At 30.6% G+C, this 18,060-nt stretch carries 19 protein-coding genes; 17 read left to right on the top strand and 2 right to left on the bottom strand.

What is annotated here, in order from left to right; translation table 11 throughout:
- The first annotated feature begins 173 nt into the window (after positions 1-173).
- Positions 174-869, top strand: a complete 696-nt coding sequence (locus LGK97_RS04350; RefSeq protein ID WP_226258522.1) for a hypothetical protein — start codon at positions 174-176, stop codon at positions 867-869.
- Positions 870-1,021: 152 nt separating this feature from the next.
- Here LGK97_RS04350 and LGK97_RS04345 read toward each other — a convergent pair whose 3' ends face one another.
- Positions 1,022-1,282 carry a glutaredoxin domain-containing protein gene (locus tag LGK97_RS04345; protein WP_226258521.1) on the bottom strand — a complete coding sequence of 87 codons (261 nt, stop codon included), beginning with the start codon at positions 1,280-1,282 and terminating at the stop codon, positions 1,022-1,024.
- A 202-nt stretch (positions 1,283-1,484) separates the two neighbouring features.
- Here LGK97_RS04345 and LGK97_RS04340 point away from each other — a divergent pair, with 202 nt between their 5' ends.
- From LGK97_RS04340 to ric, 7 genes are all read left to right on the top strand, one after another.
- A complete protein-coding gene (locus LGK97_RS04340) occupies positions 1,485-2,357 on the top strand; it encodes a putative RNA methyltransferase (protein WP_226258520.1) in 873 nt (290 codons plus the stop codon).
- 37 nt (positions 2,358-2,394) lie between these two features.
- A complete protein-coding gene (locus LGK97_RS04335) occupies positions 2,395-3,186 on the top strand; it encodes a RelA/SpoT domain-containing protein (RefSeq protein WP_226258519.1) in 792 nt (263 codons plus the stop codon).
- Positions 3,187-3,214: 28 nt separating this feature from the next.
- Positions 3,215-4,960 carry a DUF4153 domain-containing protein gene (locus LGK97_RS04330; RefSeq protein WP_226258518.1) on the top strand — a complete coding sequence of 582 codons (1,746 nt, stop codon included), beginning with the start codon at positions 3,215-3,217 and terminating at the stop codon, positions 4,958-4,960.
- A gap of 34 nt (positions 4,961-4,994) precedes the next feature.
- Entirely contained in the window at positions 4,995-5,486 is a 492-nt protein-coding gene (locus tag LGK97_RS04325; RefSeq protein WP_226258517.1) for an LURP-one-related/scramblase family protein, read from the top strand.
- Between the two features lie 86 nt (positions 5,487-5,572).
- Complete coding sequence (locus LGK97_RS04320; RefSeq protein ID WP_226258516.1) at positions 5,573-5,806, top strand: hypothetical protein; 234 nt, start codon at positions 5,573-5,575, stop codon at positions 5,804-5,806.
- 187 nt (positions 5,807-5,993) lie between these two features.
- Positions 5,994-7,004 carry a spore photoproduct lyase gene (splB, locus tag LGK97_RS04315; RefSeq protein ID WP_226258515.1) on the top strand — a complete coding sequence of 337 codons (1,011 nt, stop codon included), beginning with the start codon at positions 5,994-5,996 and terminating at the stop codon, positions 7,002-7,004.
- A 210-nt stretch (positions 7,005-7,214) separates the two neighbouring features.
- Positions 7,215-7,910, top strand: a complete 696-nt coding sequence (gene ric / locus LGK97_RS04310; protein ID WP_226258514.1) for an iron-sulfur cluster repair di-iron protein — start codon at positions 7,215-7,217, stop codon at positions 7,908-7,910.
- A gap of 71 nt (positions 7,911-7,981) precedes the next feature.
- Here the strand turns inward: ric and LGK97_RS04305 are convergent, their stop codons facing one another.
- Positions 7,982-10,444 (bottom strand): ABC transporter substrate-binding protein, encoded by a 2,463-nt coding sequence (locus tag LGK97_RS04305; protein ID WP_226258513.1) that lies wholly within the window; start codon positions 10,442-10,444, stop codon positions 7,982-7,984.
- A gap of 154 nt (positions 10,445-10,598) precedes the next feature.
- On the opposite strand from LGK97_RS04305, the gene LGK97_RS04300 reads away from it, so the two are divergent.
- From LGK97_RS04300 to scfB, 9 genes are all read left to right on the top strand, one after another.
- A complete protein-coding gene (locus LGK97_RS04300) occupies positions 10,599-11,363 on the top strand; it encodes a hypothetical protein (protein WP_226258512.1) in 765 nt (254 codons plus the stop codon).
- A 193-nt stretch (positions 11,364-11,556) separates the two neighbouring features.
- The gene (gene ruvA, locus LGK97_RS04295; RefSeq protein ID WP_226258511.1) at positions 11,557-12,156 is read left to right on the top strand and encodes a Holliday junction branch migration protein RuvA; all 600 of its coding nucleotides are present in this window, start codon (positions 11,557-11,559) and stop codon (positions 12,154-12,156) included.
- Positions 12,157-12,197: 41 nt separating this feature from the next.
- A complete protein-coding gene (ruvB, locus tag LGK97_RS04290; RefSeq protein ID WP_226258628.1) occupies positions 12,198-13,241 on the top strand; it encodes a Holliday junction branch migration DNA helicase RuvB in 1,044 nt (347 codons plus the stop codon).
- 43 nt (positions 13,242-13,284) lie between these two features.
- Positions 13,285-14,310 (top strand): tRNA preQ1(34) S-adenosylmethionine ribosyltransferase-isomerase QueA, encoded by a 1,026-nt coding sequence (gene queA / locus LGK97_RS04285; RefSeq protein ID WP_226258510.1) that lies wholly within the window; start codon positions 13,285-13,287, stop codon positions 14,308-14,310.
- 91 nt (positions 14,311-14,401) lie between these two features.
- Positions 14,402-15,532 (top strand): tRNA guanosine(34) transglycosylase Tgt, encoded by a 1,131-nt coding sequence (gene tgt / locus LGK97_RS04280; protein ID WP_226258509.1) that lies wholly within the window; start codon positions 14,402-14,404, stop codon positions 15,530-15,532.
- 127 nt (positions 15,533-15,659) lie between these two features.
- A complete protein-coding gene (yajC, locus tag LGK97_RS04275) occupies positions 15,660-15,950 on the top strand; it encodes a preprotein translocase subunit YajC (protein WP_226258508.1) in 291 nt (96 codons plus the stop codon).
- A 98-nt stretch (positions 15,951-16,048) separates the two neighbouring features.
- Positions 16,049-16,417: a TIGR04086 family membrane protein gene (locus LGK97_RS04270; RefSeq protein ID WP_226258507.1), complete on the top strand. Its 369-nt coding sequence runs from the start codon at positions 16,049-16,051 to the stop codon at positions 16,415-16,417.
- A 69-nt stretch (positions 16,418-16,486) separates the two neighbouring features.
- Positions 16,487-16,624: a six-cysteine ranthipeptide SCIFF gene (scfA, locus tag LGK97_RS04265; RefSeq protein ID WP_017414649.1), complete on the top strand. Its 138-nt coding sequence runs from the start codon at positions 16,487-16,489 to the stop codon at positions 16,622-16,624.
- Between the two features lie 59 nt (positions 16,625-16,683).
- Positions 16,684-18,051: a thioether cross-link-forming SCIFF peptide maturase gene (gene scfB, locus LGK97_RS04260; RefSeq protein ID WP_226258506.1), complete on the top strand. Its 1,368-nt coding sequence runs from the start codon at positions 16,684-16,686 to the stop codon at positions 18,049-18,051.
- The last annotated feature ends 9 nt before the right edge of the window (positions 18,052-18,060 follow it).

The raw sequence follows: 18,060 nt of genomic DNA, 5'->3' as shown, positions 1-18,060 counted from the left end.
CTTCAATCTAAATTGAATACGTGGTAAAGAAAACCAATTTATTTGTGATATTAAAAGATTATAAATAAAATTATGCTCGAAGTTAAAAAATAATTAGAATAATACTAGCTATTTTTAAAAAGATGCTTTAAGCTAAAATTGATAGATTATTAAATCTTAGGGGGATAAAAGCAGTGAAATACATATTAAAGGATAATGAAATCAGTAATTCTATTATAAATGAATTGCAGCTTAACAATTCTAATTTAGAGCAATTTAAAGGGAATATTTGTACATTAACTAAAGCTAGAATAGATTTATTAGAATTTTTAAAGCTACCTATGATAATGATAGAAGATTTAGATGAAAATTTAAATTTAATTGAAAAAGAAATTCTTGTAAATATAAATATTAATAAATCTAAGATAGAAGATTATGAAAAGAAACAAGTGCAATTAAAAGATAAAATTAACTCATCAAAAAAAGAAATTAAAGTGCTTAAACTAAAGATAAATAGTGTAGAAGATATTCTTAAACAAGAGCAACAGAAGAGTAGAAAATTAAGAGAAAGTCTTAATATTTTTATTAGTAGAGAAAAATTTAAGTTTATAAAAAATATACTTATTAGAAGATATAGAAGAGTTTTTTTGAAATATTCAAATGAGTTAAGTATAAAAAATAAAATATTAAGGTGCAACGAAAGAAAAGAGATAATTAGAGAAGAAAAACAAAGTCTATGTAATGAAATAAAAGGCTATACTAAAAGAATAAATGTAGATAAAAAAGTTATATCAGAAATGAGAAAAAACATTATAGGTATGAAAAAGTCTATTGAATATTCTAACCTAAAGTTGCAAGAGATAAATCATTATAAAGAAATAAAAGTATAAAAGTTAAAAATAGTTAAATAGTTCTAAGGATAATAAAACAATAGGAAATTACTCCTAAGTGAATTACAATAAAAATGACCAAACTATTAAAATTAGAATTTATTAGTCAAATTTGTTTTATAATTAAGGCGTAAGACACTTAAGAGAAACTTTTAATTAATTGCTGCTTCAAATACTTTATTAATAATATCTTTAGATGCAGCTCCTTCATGAACTTTAACACCGTCCACATAATAGGTAGGCACATAATAATAAGTATATTGTTTTGCAATATCTGGTTGAAGTTCTTCATCAATTATTTTAATCTCAATATCAGTGAATGCTGGATTTTGTTTTTTTATATCATCCATCCAATTGAGTGCTTTCTTACAATATGGACACCATTCAGTTACAAACATAAGTACAGGTTTCATTTTTATCATCACCAAACTTTCTCATTAGTATATATATATTATACACTATTTTTCTTGTTCTTATAGTACATAACAAATTATATTTTTTAATTAAAGGAAATCTAATTTATTTAAGTTAAATTTAAAAAATAAAAAAAGACAAAACCTGTTTATCTACAAAAGTTAAATATTAAGTTGTATAATTAAGGAAGGCTGTGATCTTGTGGCAATAGAAAATATAGGAGAATTAAAAAACATGGAATCAATATTAAAATGCCCCGTATGTAATTTAGCTTTAAAAAAACAAGAAAAACAATATGTATGTTTAAATAATCATAGTTATGATATAGCTAGTAAAGGACATATTAATCTGTTGCTGGCGAATCAAAAAAGCACAAAGGATCCTGGTGATGGTAAAGAGATGATGGAAGGGCGTAAGAATTTTCTAAGTAAAGGATATTATCAGGGCCTTTCTGAAGCATTGAACCAGGTAATAATATCAAATATAGATGGGAATAACATTAATATACTTGATGCCGGTTGTGGAGAGGGATACTTTTTATGGAGGTTAAAGGAAGCCATATATGCAAAGGAAGCTAATATTAAGAACTTTAATTTCTTCGGGGTGGATATTTCAAAAGCAGCAGTTACTTATGCAGCAAAAAGAGATAAAAAAATAAACTTTATAGTAGGAAGTAATTTTAACTTGCCTATAATGCCAAATACTATAGATATTGTTATCAGAAACTTTGCACCTTCAGATGAATCGGAACTTAACAGAATTCTAAAGGATAATGGTAAGCTAGTTGTTGTAACTCCTGGCATAGAACATTTATATGGGCTAAAGGAATTATTATATGTAAACGCTAGAAAGCATGAGGAAAAAGAAACAATATTTGAGGGATTTAAATTAATTCAGCGCAGGTTAGTTAAGTACAATATTAATTTAGAACATAGTGAGGATATAAAGAGTCTTATTACAATGACACCTTATTATTGGACTTTTGATAATACTATGAGAGAAAAAGCCTATGATACCTCTAAACTTTCAACTGAGCTTGATTTTAATATAAGTGTATACGAGAAATGTTTGTAATCATGGAAATTCAACATATATTATATTAATTAGGGGGTTGAATATGAAGCTTATAAGAGAAGATTTCTTAAATGGAACTCATATTACAGAAGCTGATATTATTAAAAGTGAAATAAATTGGGAGGTGTTAAATGAAATCTATAATGACTTTAATAGCTATAGGAATAGTTACGATAGTCAAGCTGGATTTATCGCAGATACTCTTAGGACACATAAAAAAATACATTCAGTAAAGTCTAGAGTTAAAGAACCCCAGAGATTAATAGAAAAGATAATTAGAAAGACATCAGGACGAAAAGAAAAGTATGGCTCAGAATTTCAGTTCACTACTGAAAACTATAAAGAGGAAATAAATGACTTAATAGGTGTTAGAGCAATACATATTTTTAAAGAGGATTGGGAAGATATACATAATTTCATTTGTAGTACGTGGAAAGTAATTGAAATAACTGCTAACGTTCGAGAAGGTGATGATACTAAAAGGTTTGAGGAACTAGATATTCAAATTCATTCTAGAAAATCAGGATACAGGTCTGTGCACTATTTGATTGAATTCTTTCCAACTAGTCAAAAGGTTATAGCTGAGATTCAGGTTAGGACAATATTTGAGGAAGGTTATGGTGAAATTGATCACCAATTAAGATATTCTCATAGTGAAATTCCAGAAGTGCTAGCTTTAAATCTACTACTATTTAATCGCATAGCAGGTAGTGCAGATGAAATGGCCTCTCTAATAAATATGTTAAGTAGAAATTGGACTGAAATGGAAGCAAAATACGAAAGGATAATAGAGATAAAGGATAAGGAAATAGAAAAATTGAAAAAGTAAACTCAGATATTGTAAGGAGGTTTTTTAAGTGAAGGGATTATTTAAAGGCATATTAAAGGGTATTAAAAACAGTATTAAAAGATTTCCACTGACCATTGGTATTTCAATGGTTTGTGTCATAATGCTTATTTATATATCAGAAATAAGACCAGATGCTAGTAGTGATTTTATAGAAACTCTTGGTAGAGTAACAATGATACTTGCCCTTGGGGTTCCACTCTCCTTATGCATTAAGCTTTATTTTGAAAGATCAGAGAGTTACGCAGATATGTCACTATATGCTTCATATGTGGGAGGAGCGGTATTACTAGTACTGTATTATTTTTTCTTATTAGAGGATATAGGAATGATTTCAATGTCAAGATATGTTGCAGTTAGTCTAATACTTTATTTAGTTTTTCTTTGCATAGCATATTTTCCAAGTGGTCGGGATTTTGAACTTTATGTTGTAAAGATTTTTACTAGATTTTTCACTACAGTTTTATATTCACTTGTTTTATATCTTGGGCTTATAGCAATTCTCTTTACAATAGATGAACTACTCGGAATTAACATTAGAAGTGAGCTTTACTATTACACATTTCTCTGTGTTACTGGCATATTTGCACCATCATTTTTACTGGCAGGTATTCCAATAAAAAAAGAAGTATTATCTCTAGATGATTATTCACGTCTTCTTAAGGTCCTTGTGTTATATATCATAATGCCACTTATTTCAGTATACACAATAATATTATATATATATTTTGGAAAGATAATTATCACAAGGCAGTGGCCAGAGGGTTTAGTATCTCATCTTGTTCTATGGTATTCCGCAATAAGTGCAGCAGTACTTTTTTTCATAACACCATTACTGAATGAAAAGGGTTGGACAAGAAGATATATGAGTTATTTTCCAAAGGCAATTCTTCCACTAATAGTGATGATGTTTATTTCTATAGGTATAAGAATCAATGCATATGGCGTAACTGAAAATAGATACTATGTTGTAGCACTTGGTATATGGGTATTTTTAGTTATGATTTATTTTGCATTTGCAAAAAAACTAAGAAATATAGTACTTCCACTATCACTTGCAATTATAACCTTTATATCTGTGTTTGGGCCTGTTAGTAGCTATACAATTTCAAAGCACAGCCAAAGTAAGAGGCTAGATCAAATATTTGTTAAAAACAACATGATTAAAGATAACAAAGTAATTAAAGCAAGTACGGTGGTATCCGAAGTGGATGCACGAAATATAAGTAGTATTCTTAATTATTTTGAAAGAAATCACAGCTTAAGTGATGTTAAACAATTGCCAAAAGACTTCAAAATAGCTGAAATTGAGAAGGTTTTAGGGATAAAATACACTGATGAGTATTATGGAGAAAATAACGAATATTTCTTTTTTAATTCTGCGGGTTCATCAGAACTAATTGATATAAAAGGATATGAGTATTTTTATGGAACAAGAAACAATGGAATGCAGATACCAACAAGTGCAGATTTAAATATTTACTTTGATTATAATTCAAGTATACTAAAGGTTACTAAAGATGGAGCTGATCTATACAAAGTAGATTTACAAGTTTTTGCAGATAAACTTATAGATAAGTATGGGTTTAATCAAAAAGAAGAAAACTTTCCTCAAAATGAAATGACTTTTGAAGATGAAAATAAAGATGTGAAAATTAAGATCCAATTTAACAACATATCGGGAAACAAAAATTCATCAAGTGGTAAAATTGAAACTAAGAACTTTGATTTCTATGTTCTTCTTAAAACAAAATAAACACATAAATACAATTTTTAAGGGGGTAATTTATATGAAGTTTTACATTAGGCAGAAAGTTTTTTCAATAGGGGAGAAGTTTAGTATTAAGGATGGTTCAGGTATTGATGTTTTCAATGTAGAAGGAAAGGTTTTCTCACTTGGAAATAAGCTGCGAATTTACGATATGTATAACAATGAGATTGTATATATAGAACAAAAATTATTTAAGTTACTTCCGGAATATAACATATACTTGAGTGGAAATTATGCTGCTACAGTGAAAAAAGAATTTACATTCTTTAGTAGCAAGTTCCACATAGATAGCAATATGGGGAACATTGATATTGAGGGAGATTTTCTTGCACATGATTTTTCAATGACTAAAAACGGAAATACAATTGCAACAATAACAAAGCAATGGCTTTCGTGGGGAGATACTTATGAAATTGACATAAGTGAACAAGAAAACTATGCCTTTATATTGGCGCTAGTAATTGTAATTGACCAAGTATTACATGATAATAAAAATCATAACAATAGCTAAGTATTGTTATATAGGCATAATTCCTTGTTATTTATTTCAATATATCTTATAATATATTTGATAAATAAGAGATTTGAGGTGCAATAATGACTAATGATGAAATATATAAACGTATAATAGTTATGACTAGTATTAAAGCTGCAAAAAGCTTTATTAATACTTGTGATATAAGTAAAGGCGAACTAGGTAAGCTTTGCAAGAGATATAATGTATTTGTAGAAGGCAAAGCTACTAAGGAAGAAATAATTGATAGATTTATAAACGAAACTCTAGGTGTGAAATTGAAAAAGAAAGTATTAAATAAATATAATACTAAATAAGGGGTGCTTGTTGCACTCAGAGCTTAAATATAGGGAGAATGGTGTATTTTTATTATACCATTCTCCCTATATTTGCATTGTAGTTACAAAATGAACGCAATGAATTGCAACTAAGGGATGATTTTATGTGAGCTAAAGTGCATAAATAACCTTATTAAATAAAATAATACTTATTGAGGTGAAAATAATGAAACTATTTATACCAGATATTGCATATATAGATCCCAAAGTTCTAAAGTATGATGTAGGAGGAAAATTAACAGAGTACTTACAGAGTATAAATGTTCCTATTGTTAATTCTAAAAAAGTATTAATTGATTGCGAATCTCCCGAGAAAAATTATGCAATGGCTAAAAAGACCATACTTTTTACAATAAATAATCAAAAAAAATTAGTAAGTTGCAAACCGTCTGCAGATTATCAATTCTCACTATCAAGTTCATGTCCAGCTAATTGTGAATATTGCTATCTGCAGACAACTCAAGGTGAAAAACCCTTCATGAAAATATTTATGAATGTGGAAGAAATTTTAGCGGTTATTCAAAGTTATATAGATAAAAACGTACCTAATATTACTACTTTTGAATGTGCAAGCATAACTGACCCCATTGCTCTTGAACACTTAAGTGGCAACCTAAAAACTTGTATAGAATTTTTCGGGAAAAGTCAGAATGGTAGACTTAGACTTGTAACTAAGTTTGATAATGTAGATTACTTTTTAAAAATAGAACATAATAAGCATACTAAGTTTAGATTCACTTTAAATACACATTACGTCATAAATAACTTCGAACACAATACATCTACTTTTAATGAAAGAATAGAAGCTGTTAAAAAGATAGCATCTGCTGGATATCCAATAGGATTTATAATTGCGCCTATAATGATATATAACAATTGGAAGCAAGAATATAAAGAGCTATTTGAAACATTAAAAATAGCAATAGCTGATTATAACGAAGAAATAAGCTTTGAACTAATACAACATAGATTTACAAAGGCGGCAAAAGAACTAATAGTTCAAAGATTTAAGAATACCAAGCTTGATTTAAATGAAGAAGTAAGACAATTAAAATGGGGACCTTATGGCAAGTTTAAGTATGTCTATCAAAAGCCTGATAGTGAAGAAATAAAAAATTATATTTCACAGCTGATAAATGATAGCTTTGATAAAGCAATCATTGAGTATTTTACTTAGTATGCACAGAGACACGAAAGCATCTAACTTACCTTAGATGTTTTTGTTTTATTTAAAGCAACTAAATATTGATTTGAATCACAGATTTATAATAAAGTAGATGCTATAATAAGACTATAGTAAGAACATTAAGGAATCTAACAATAAATAATTGTTAGTTACCTACAAATAAATCACAAATAAATCACAAATAAATTTAGGAGGCTATTTATGAATAATAAATTTAAAGTGCAAGACCCTATTGGACAAATCGTTGCAATATTTCCAGGTGCAAGTGAAATATTTTATAAGTATAATGTAGATTTTTGTTGTGGAGGAGATAGACCATTAAGTGAAGCAATAATGAGTCAAGGGTTAGACGAGCTAAAATTAATGGAAGAGTTAAATAATAAATATCAAGGTTTTACAGAAAACAATGAGAAGTTTACAGATTGGGCAAAAGAAAGTCCAAGCAAATTAATAGAATACGTGGTAAACACCCATCATGTATATTTAAATATGGAACTACCTAAAATATCAGAGCTAGTTTTAAAAATATTAAATGTACACGGAAAACACCATGAAGAGTTATTTAAGGTGCACAGATTATTTAATAATTTAAGAACAGAATTAGAAGAGCATTTAGTGAAAGAAGAAGAATTTTTATTTCCACTTATAATAAAATATGAGGATGGAAAAAATGAAGAAGTTAAAAGTGCTGCACTAAAACTTATAGATGATATAGAAAAAGAGCATATCGGCGCAGGGGATATTTTAAAAGAGCTAAGAGAAGTTACAGACCACTATAGCATACCTAAAGATGTATGTGCAACTTTTGAATTCACTTATAAAAAGTTGAAAGAGATTGAACTTGATTTATTTGAGCATATACATTTAGAAAACAATATACTATTTGAGAACTTTTAGTTAAAGTATAATTAATAAATCATCATAGAGATCTAAATCTTTATGATGATTTATTTTTGAAAATAGAAGTGTTATTCTATAGCAATATCCTCAAATCTCACCATTCCCAGTGGATTTAGCCTTACGCCGAGCACTCCAGAATTAGTAGCTATAGCCATTTGAGGATGGTATAGGGAAAGCCATGGGCTGTCATTAATAATACTCTTTTGTATATCCTCATAAATTTTATTTCTCTTAAGTGGATTTATTATCTTTTTAGCTACGTTCATCATTTCCAAAACCTCTTCATTATTGTAGCCGGTAAAGTCAGTATAATTTGTTGGATTAAAATTAGGTTGAAGGAAATTGTCAGGGTCCCCAGTATCAGCTATCCACCTACTTATGAAGAAATCTGAACTAATTATGTTTGCAAAATACTTATCTGCAGGAACCTTTTGAATTATACACTCAATTCCAACTTTATTTAAATCTTCAATTACATATTGTGTAATTTTATTAAAAACAGTATCAACGCTACCTTCTCTCATAAGAAGTTTAATTTTTGGGGAAGACAATCTTTTTCTAGATATTAAATCCTTTACCATATTAGGATTATAATCATAAGAAGGTAAATATTTATTATCTATTATGCTAGTTGGAAAGGGGCCCCTAGCTTCTATGGCCATACCACCTAAAACTTCTTTAATAATTCTTTTTCTATCAATAGCATGATTCAAAACTCGTCTTATTTCTACATCTTGAATAAAGGGGGAGCTACTTTTCAAATTGAAACCAGCATAATAAGTACCCATAACATCTTTCAAATTAATTGAAGAAGATTCAGCATGTTTTAAACTTTCCATAAGTGTTTTATTATCCACTGTCATAAAATTGTATTGTTTATTTAAAAAGTTCTCAGCAGCGTTTTTAGGATTAAATTCAATATGGATTTTGTCTGCATAAGGAGCACCGCCAAAGTAGTCATTAAAGGCTACTAGAGTACAATCATTAGGGGTTGTCTCTTCTAAAATAAATGGACCACAACCTACAATTTTACCTTTCTCCAGCTCTTCTTTTGCAATAATAGAACAACAGTATTGTCCAAGGTTTAACAAGAATCCTGTATATGGAACAGTAAGTTTAAGTGAAATTCTATACTTATCAAGTACCTTTATTCCAATAACTTCTTTGGCACGACCATTTAAATATTCAGTAGCCCCTTCCAGGTTCTCAAGGAACCAACTATTTGGAGATTTTAATGTGGGACTTAAAACTCTTTCAAATGTAAATTTAATATCAGTAGCAGTAAGTTCGCGGCCATTTTGAAATTTTGCACCTTTTCGCAAGTTAAAAATCCAAGTTAAATGGTCCTCTTCTACATACCAACTTTTCGCAATACCGGGAGAAATTTCTCCAGTTGATCCAAAGGTTAGTAGAGCTGCATGTGCATTTACAATTACTTGTCCACTTTCTTGATCCATAGCAAGGGCTGGATCAAAGGAAAGTGGTGCTGCGTGCAAACAGGTTCTAAGTACAGATGCCTCTTTAGTGTCTACAGATATTTCCTCTAGTAGTTTATCGGATATGTATTTTAAATCATGTGAAACTTCCGATAGAATGCTAAGAGATGTTTTTGTGTATTGAGTGTTTAAAGAAGCTGATTCTACCATTGATAATAGGTTTTCAGAAGTTTGGCTCATTTCCTCTGTGGAGCTTATAACATTTTCTAAGTTTTCTGTTTGATTTGCTAAAGCAAGATTTATCTCAGCCGTTACATTAGTGCTAGTTTGAACAGCTTTTATAATGTCATGAAAAACTAACATTGTATTATTAGCTATTTCAGTTCCTTCTTTTACTTTTGCAGTTGTCTTGTCCATGGCATTAATTGTATGTGCAATGCTAGCATTTATCTCACTTATTGTTTTAGAAATAAATCCGGCAGATTCAACGCTTCTCTCAGCTAGCTTTTTAACTTCTTGAGCAACTACAGTGAAGCCACGACCGGCTTCCCCAGCTCTTGCTGCTTCAATAGAAGCGTTTAAAGAAAGTAGATTTGTATGATTAGCTATATCTTTAATAACTTCTAGCATTTCATTAATATGTTCAGACTTTTTGTTAAGATCCATAACAACTAGCTTTGTATCATCTACAGAAACTTCTATTTCGCTCATAGCCAAAATAGAGTTATCTACAGCCTTACTCCCTTCTTTTGCTATTTCCATAGTTTGTTCTGCTATTTGCTTTGAGTTTTCGGTGCTTGCCAATACTTCTTCCGCTAAAGCAGAATAATTAGTAATTTCATTTACTAATTTGTCAATAGAAGTCATCTGAATCTCTACATACTGATTAATGTTGTTGGTAATGCCTATTAAATTTTCTGCCGCAAAACCAGTTTCATCGATTTTGTTACTTAATTTAGTTACAATACGTCCTTGATTATGTTTTAAAACTGCAAGCTTATTTCTAGACAAAGTGTGTGAGGTATTATCATTTATAATACTATTTTCCATGTCAATATGATTGAGTTTCGACTTTCTTTTTTTCCAATTTAGCATTCAAATCCTCCTAAGTGTAAAATACTATTTAAAACAATTACATATACATTATTAGACATTGTGTTGAAAAGGTCAATAGATGTGATTAAAATATTTAAAATTAATGTATAAATTCCCCTTCACATGGACATAATTCAAAATGAGGAGGGGTAATATGAAAAATAGAAGGATCTTACAGATATCTTTAACATTTCTGCTAATTGTTTTTTTTGCTAGTAGCTATTCTTTTGCTCACTATATAATCAAAAACAATTTAAGGCTTGAAACATATGGTTCATTGCCATATTTAAGATTAGCTGCAAAGAGTGATAATTCAAGTCAAACATCAGTAACTATTAGTGCTAGTTTGCCGAAAGTTATGGAAGGTGCAAAATATATTTTTAAAATTAAATATAAAGATATTGAAGTGAGGAATTTAGTGCTTGAAAAACATTTTAATGAATCTAGTGAACTAATTAAAAAAACACAAGTAGAGGTTGATGAGTTTTTTAAAAATCAAGGCTATATTACCGAAAGAATGAGTAATTCTGAAATAATTCTTGTTAATAATAGTGATAGATACAGTTATAGCGCTAATAGATATTTCTTAGGCGTATATGAAGATCTAGTAACAATTTATAAAACAGACAAAGATGGAAACATAATAGCTCATAAACTATTTAATTCTAATATATTCTTAGCAGATGGTAAGCAGAGTAAATATGACTTTGTAACAGAAGATGTAGGTGAATTACAATATATCAAATTGGAAGATTTAAAAGAAAAAGACGGGTTAGTGGATAATTTAATTCGTGGTAAAAAGCATACCAAAGACGGTGATGGTAGTGAGTACATGGAAGAAAGTGAAGAGTATGAAAAGTGGGAATTTAAAACTCCTGAAAAGGCTTTTGATTTTGCAATGAGCTTATTAAAATCTTAGAAAACCGCAAATAGGAACATTAAAAAACCTTAAGAAAAACACATTTCTTGAGGTTTTTTAATTTATATAAGTGGCTTATCTATCTTAATTATTGAATTAATAGCAGTTAGGTGGTAAAGTATAATATAGTCATTATGTAAATAGGGTGGATAATAATTAATATCTATCCCAAAACTAGCAAGGAGAAGATATTATGTATGAGTATATAAAAGGAATTTTTGTAGGCATTAATAAAGACTATGTTGTTATAGATAATAATGGTATTGGTTATAAAATATACACCTCTGGAAGTACTATGGCAAAAATGCCTAAAACTAATGAAAGTGTGTTATTATATATAAAGCAAATTGTTAGAGAAGATTTTGTTGGACTATACGGATTTCTAACAAAAGATGAGATAGATATGTTTAGCCTTGTAATTAGCACCAATGGAGTTGGTGCAAAAGCAGGCTTATCACTGCTTTCTATTTGTAGCGTTTCAAGCCTTAAATACGCTATTGTGTCTGGAGATGAAAAAACTATTGTACGAGCACCAGGAATAGGGAAAAAAATTGCTCAAAGAATAATTCTTGAACTAAGAGAAAAAATTCATATTGAGCAAACGGAAGTTAATAATTTATCACAACTTTCAGGTACTGATTTAGTGGAGGATAGAAAACTTATAGAGGTTTTTGGAGCGCTTATGTCCCTTGGTTATTCTGAAAAGGAAGCTGAAAAAGCGCTAAAAGCTATAAATAAAGAACAATCCCTTGAAAATATAATTAAAGAGTGTTTGAAGTATTTAATGAACTAACAAAACATTTAATTAACTAAGGTGGGTATAGAATGGATGATATAGAGGAAAGAATTATTACTTCTTCTATTATTGAAGAGGATACAGAATCAGAATATTCCCTAAGGCCCCAAAGGATTAGTGAATATATCGGCCAATATAAGATAAAAGAAAAATTAAACATATTTATTAAAGCAGCTCAAAATAGAGAAGAAGCTCTTGATCATGTGCTTTTATATGGGCCGCCTGGACTTGGGAAGACAACACTTGCTAATATTATTGCAAGAGAAATGAATGGTAACTTAAAGGTAACCTCTGGTCCAGCCATTGAAAGGGCAGGAGACTTGGCGTCTATTTTAACTAGTTTAAGCGATTATGATGTGCTTTTTATTGATGAAATACATAGGCTTAATAGATCAGTAGAAGAGATATTATATCCTGCTATGGAGGATTATGCACTAGATATTGTAATAGGAAAAGGAGCTTCAGCAAAATCTATTAGATTAGATTTGCCGAAGTTTACACTTATTGGTGCAACCACTAGAATAGGGTTATTAACGGCTCCTCTTCGTGATAGATTTGGTGTTCTTAGTGCAATGGAATACTATACGCAGGATGAGCTCAAAGAAATAATAGTACGCTCTGCATCTATTTTAAAGGTTGGTATTACTGAAAGTGCAGCGGTTGAAATTGCAAAGCGTTCAAGGGGTACCCCAAGGATTGCCAACCGTTTACTTAAAAGGGTTCGCGATTATTGTGATGTTAAAGGTAATGGGGTTATTGATTTAAATTTAGCAAAAGCTGCCGCAGAACTTCTTGAAATAGACAGTGAAGGCTTTGATAGGATAGATAATAAGATGCTTGAAGCTATCATAGATAATTTTAAAGGTGGACCAGTAGGCATAGAAACTTTATCTTATTTTATAGGAGAAGAGATTGGAACCCTAGAGGATGTTTATGAACCTTATTTAATTCAAAAGGGATTTATAATAAGGACTCCAAGAGGAAGAATGGCTTCAGAAAAGGCATATGAGCATTTAAATAGGACTATGAAAAAACCGAATAAGCACAAAAACCTTAAGCAACTTACTATATTTGACAAATAACACAATAAAAATTAAATGGTTTATAAAGAAAGGGTGTAGTTTTTTGAAAGTAACAGATTTTTATTTTGATTTACCAGAAGAGCTTATAGGTCAACATCCACTTGAAAAAAGAGATGAATCAAGGCTTATGGTGGTTAATAAAACTAATAAAGCAATAGAGCACAAGCAGTTTAAGGATATAATAGATTATTTAAATCCAGGAGATTGTTTGGTTCTAAACGATACTAGAGTTTTACCTGCAAGGCTCTTAGGAATGAAAGAGGGAACCGAGGGTAAAATGGAGTTTTTACTCCTAAAGAGAATAGATAAAGATCATTGGGAAACTCTAGTTAAACCAGGGAAAAGGGCGAAGATAGGATCAAGGTTTATTTTTGGAAATGGAGAATTGAAAGCAGAGATTATAAGTATTTCTGAAGGTGGGAGTAGAATAGTGAGATTTGAGTTTGTAGGAATCTTTGAAGAGGTTTTAGATAAACTTGGAGAGATGCCACTACCGCCATATATAACCGAAAAATTAGAGGACAAAGAAAGATACCAAACTGTATTTTCAAAAGAGGTTGGGTCTGCAGCAGCACCAACTGCGGGGCTTCATTTTACTGAAGACTTGATAACTGAAATTAAAAATAAGGGCGTTATAGTTACCTTTGTAACATTGCATATAGGCCTTGGTACTTTTAGACCTGTAAAAGCCGAAACAGTGGAAGATCATGAAATGCACTCGGAGTACTACGTGCTCAGCAGTGAAACTGCTGAGATAATTAATCAGGCAAAAGAAAAGGGTGGGAGAATAATTGCTGTAGGAACTACTTCAAATAGAACACTAGAGAGTATAGCAGACGAAAACGGTAAGCTTCACGCGAAATCTGGATGGACAGATATTTTTATATATCCAGGATATAAATTCAAGATTGTAAATGCTTTAATAACTAATTTTCATTTGCCAGAATCTACACTAATAATGCTAGTTAGTGCTTTTGCTGGAAAGGACTTAGTTATGGGCGCATATAATATGGCGGTAAAAGAAGGATATAGATTCTTTAGTTTTGGAGATGCCATGTTTTTATATTAATGTAGACTAAAAAAATAAAGCCAAAGATGTCTTGGTAAATAATTAAGTATTAAAATTATTTCTTAATTATTGTATAGAAAGAAGGATAGATATGTATAAATTACTTAAAAAAAGTGGTAAAGTAAGACGTGGTGAGTTTACGACACCGCATGGAACTATTCAAACACCTGTATTTATGAATGTAGGGACCCAAGCAGTTATTAAAGGTGCGGTTTCTAGTATGGATTTAAAAGAAATTAATTGCCAAGTAGAATTATCAAACACTTATCACCTACACTTAAGACCTTCAGATAAAGTAGTAAAACAAATGGGAGGAATCCACAAATTTATGAATTGGGATAGACCTATTCTTACAGATTCAGGTGGATTTCAAGTATTCTCTCTTGCAGCAATGAGAAAGATTAAGGAAGAAGGAGTTTACTTTAACTCACACATAGATGGGAGAAAAATATTTATGGGACCAGAAGAAAGTATGCAGATACAAAGCAACCTAGCATCTACAATTGCTATGGCCTTTGATGAATGCATTCCTAGTCCATCTACTAGGGAATATGTAGTCGATTCAGTGGCAAGAACCACAAGGTGGCTAGAGAGATGTAAGGTAGAAATGGATAGATTAAATTCTCTTCCTGATACAATAAATAAAAAGCAGATGCTATTTGGTATAAACCAAGGAGAAACTTTTGAGGATATTAGAATTGAGCATGCTAAAACTATTACAAAGATGAACTTAGATGGATATGCTATTGGTGGCCTTGCAGTGGGGGAAACCCATGAAGAGATGTATAGAATAATTGATGCAGTGGTTCCGCATTTGCCAGAGGATAAACCAATTTATCTTATGGGAGTAGGTACTCCTAGTAATATTTTAGAAGCTGTAGCAAGAGGGGTAGACTTTTTCGATTGTGTATTGCCAGCAAGAAATGGTAGGCATGGACATTTGTTTACTAAAGATGGTAAAATAAATATAATTAATGCTAAATTTGAATTAGATACTGCTCCTATTGATGAAGGATGTGAGTGCCCTGCTTGTAAACATTACACAAGGGCTTACATAAGGCATTTATTTAAGGCAAAAGAAATGTTAGCAATGAGACTTTGTGTGCTCCATAACTTATACTTCTATAATAAGCTTATGGAAGATATACGATCTGCAATTGACAATGATTGTTTTGAAGAATTTAAATCTGAGAAATTAGCTCAGTGGAGTGGAAAAGTATAATAGTTTGGTATAATATGATTATCCTATAAAAGTAACAATAAAGAATATTATAAATTCTTTAGGAATTAATTTTTAATGGGCAATTGTTTTATTATAATTTATAAAAATAGGAAGGAGGGGAGCATAAATGGCACAATTAGTATCTTTATTACCTATCATATTAATGCTTGGTTTATTTTATTTAGTGGTATTCATACCAGAAAACAAAAGGAAGAAAAAATATGCTGCACTTTTAAATAATTTAAAAGTAAATGATGAGATAATGACTAAAGGGGGTATAATGGGAAAAATCATCAATCTACAAGATGACCACATTATACTTGAAAGTGGCCCTGATAGAGCTAGAATTAAATTATCTAAGAATGGAATATCTGCAGTTTTAAATTCAAACAGTGCTGATATGTTAGAGAAAAAGTAGAAGATTAAGTAATAAAACCCCCTTTTTAATCATAATTAATATTATAGATTTCAACTAAAAACATTTTTTCGTTGAAATACATAAAAGGGGGGATTTACATGGGAAATAAAATAAAGTATTCTTGTGCTGCAGAAGGAACTTTTAGGGCTGCTCTTTTAACCTTAATTGTTTTAGTTATTTATTCTGTAGTAACGAGTTATTTGTCACCTAGCATGAAAGTGACATCTGTGTTCTATATTGTAATTACATTACTTAGCGTGCTTTATGGATCAGTATTTGCTGCAAAAAAAGCAGGTGAAAAGGGATGGCTTATGGGTATAATGGTTGCCGCTACTTACATGATAGTTTTATATTTGGTGAAAGTGGTTGGTGGTGGAGGTGCTGATATTGGCATGAGGGAAATAGTAAGAACCATTTTAGCGTTAGGTATAGGTACTTTTTCTGGAATGCTTGGGATAAATCTATAAAGACTACTTTATTTGAACAAGATATTGTGATATAATTGACCAGTGAACTTTACGAATGGAGGAATAAAAATGAAGCATATAAAAACTATAAACAAATCAAACATTAAAGAAAGCTTGAAAAAGCCAGGATGTAAGGAATGTGCTAATTCATGTCAATCAGCATGTAAAACTTCTTGCACTGTAGCTAACTTAGCTTGCGAAAACTAATATCATTAATGTAGCAGTAACTTTGGGTTACTGCTTTAAATTTAGTTAGGAGGGATAAATTGTCACTAATTCATAAATTCATTCAAGATGGCGAATATTACGTAATTGATGTAAACTCTGGAGCACTACATGTAGTTGATGAAATAGTTTATGATCTTTTAGATGAAAACTCCCTTAAAGAGAAAGAAGAATTAATAGAAATCTTTAAAGGTAAACATAGTGTAGAAGATATTGAAGAAGTTTATAACGAGATTCAAAGTTTAATTAATGGCGAAATGATATACACAAAAGATTTATACGAGACAATTGCAATGGACAGTGGAGACACGGAATCATACATAAAGGCTTTGTGCCTCAACATAATACATGATTGTAATTTAAGATGTAAATACTGTTTTGCTGATGAGGGCGAGTACCATGGAGCAAGAAAGGTAATGTCCGCAGAAGTAGGAAAGAAAGCAATAGATTTTGTTATAGAAAAGTCCGGGCCAAGAAAAAATATTGAGGTTGATTTATTTGGCGGAGAACCACTTATGGCTTTTGATACAATAAAAGAAATAGTGGAGTATGCTAAGGTGCAGGAAAAACTTCATAAAAAGCTTATAAGATTTACTATGACAACTAATGCTACGTTACTTAATGATGAAATTATGAAATACATGGATGAAAATATGGGTAATATAGTACTTAGCATAGATGGTAGAAAATCTGTTAATGATAAGGTTAGAACAAGAGTAGATGGAAGCGGGTCATACGATAGAATACTTCCTAATATTCAAAAGATGGTTAATATGAGAGATAAGTCTAAGGCTTATTATGTAAGAGGGACTTTCACTAGGGAAAATACTGATTTTTACAAAGATGTAAAGCATATGGCGGATTTAGGATTTAAAGAAATCTCAATAGAACCAGTAGTACTTCCAAATGAGCATGAACTTTCACTAAGAGAAGAGGATTTGCCAGTTATCTTTGAGCAATACGATAAGTTATATGCAGATATGCTTCAAAGACATAAGGATGGGAATGAGTTTAAGTTTTATCATTTTAATATTGATTTGCAAGGTGGACCTTGTGTTTATAAAAGGATTTCAGGTTGTGGAGCAGGTCATGAATACGTGGCGATTACACCAGATGGAGACATATACCCTTGTCATCAATTTGTAGGCAATGAAGATTTCCTAATTGGAGATATATATAACGGAATAAACAATGAAAAAATGGTTCAAGAGTTTAAAACAGCCCATATTTACAACAAACCTAAATGTAATGATTGCTGGGCTAAATTTTATTGCAGTGGCGGATGTCAAGCCAATAACTTTAACTTTAATGGGGATATGCATATTCCTTATGAAATTGGATGCCAGATGCAAAAGAAAAGAATAGAGTGTGCTATAGCTTTAAAGGCAAAAACCACGGAAAATAATTAAATTTACCTT

The organism is Clostridium sp. CS001 (assembly GCF_020443565.1).
GTDB lineage: Bacteria > Bacillota > Clostridia > Clostridiales > Clostridiaceae > Clostridium_AD.
This window is presented reverse-complemented; position numbering and strand designations above follow the sequence as displayed.

What these genes read in the sequence shown, in the direction of transcription:
- LGK97_RS04345 (WP_226258521.1), bottom strand. Translation starts at nt 1,282, where the DNA reads ATGAAACCTGTACTTATGTTTGTAACTGAATGGTGTCCATATTGTAAG.
- LGK97_RS04325 (WP_226258517.1), top strand. Translation starts at nt 4,995, where the DNA reads ATGAAGTTTTACATTAGGCAGAAAGTTTTTTCAATAGGGGAGAAGTTT.
- LGK97_RS04320 (WP_226258516.1), top strand. Translation starts at nt 5,573, where the DNA reads ATGACTAATGATGAAATATATAAACGTATAATAGTTATGACTAGTATT.
- splB (WP_226258515.1), top strand. Translation starts at nt 5,994, where the DNA reads ATGAAACTATTTATACCAGATATTGCATATATAGATCCCAAAGTTCTA.
- ric (WP_226258514.1), top strand. Translation starts at nt 7,215, where the DNA reads ATGAATAATAAATTTAAAGTGCAAGACCCTATTGGACAAATCGTTGCA.
- LGK97_RS04305 (WP_226258513.1), bottom strand. Translation starts at nt 10,444, where the DNA reads ATGCTAAATTGGAAAAAAAGAAAGTCGAAACTCAATCATATTGACATG.
- LGK97_RS04300 (WP_226258512.1), top strand. Translation starts at nt 10,599, where the DNA reads ATGAAAAATAGAAGGATCTTACAGATATCTTTAACATTTCTGCTAATT.
- ruvA (WP_226258511.1), top strand. Translation starts at nt 11,557, where the DNA reads ATGTATGAGTATATAAAAGGAATTTTTGTAGGCATTAATAAAGACTAT.
- tgt (WP_226258509.1), top strand. Translation starts at nt 14,402, where the DNA reads ATGTATAAATTACTTAAAAAAAGTGGTAAAGTAAGACGTGGTGAGTTT.
- yajC (WP_226258508.1), top strand. Translation starts at nt 15,660, where the DNA reads ATGGCACAATTAGTATCTTTATTACCTATCATATTAATGCTTGGTTTA.
- LGK97_RS04270 (WP_226258507.1), top strand. Translation starts at nt 16,049, where the DNA reads ATGGGAAATAAAATAAAGTATTCTTGTGCTGCAGAAGGAACTTTTAGG.
- scfA (WP_017414649.1), top strand. Translation starts at nt 16,487, where the DNA reads ATGAAGCATATAAAAACTATAAACAAATCAAACATTAAAGAAAGCTTG.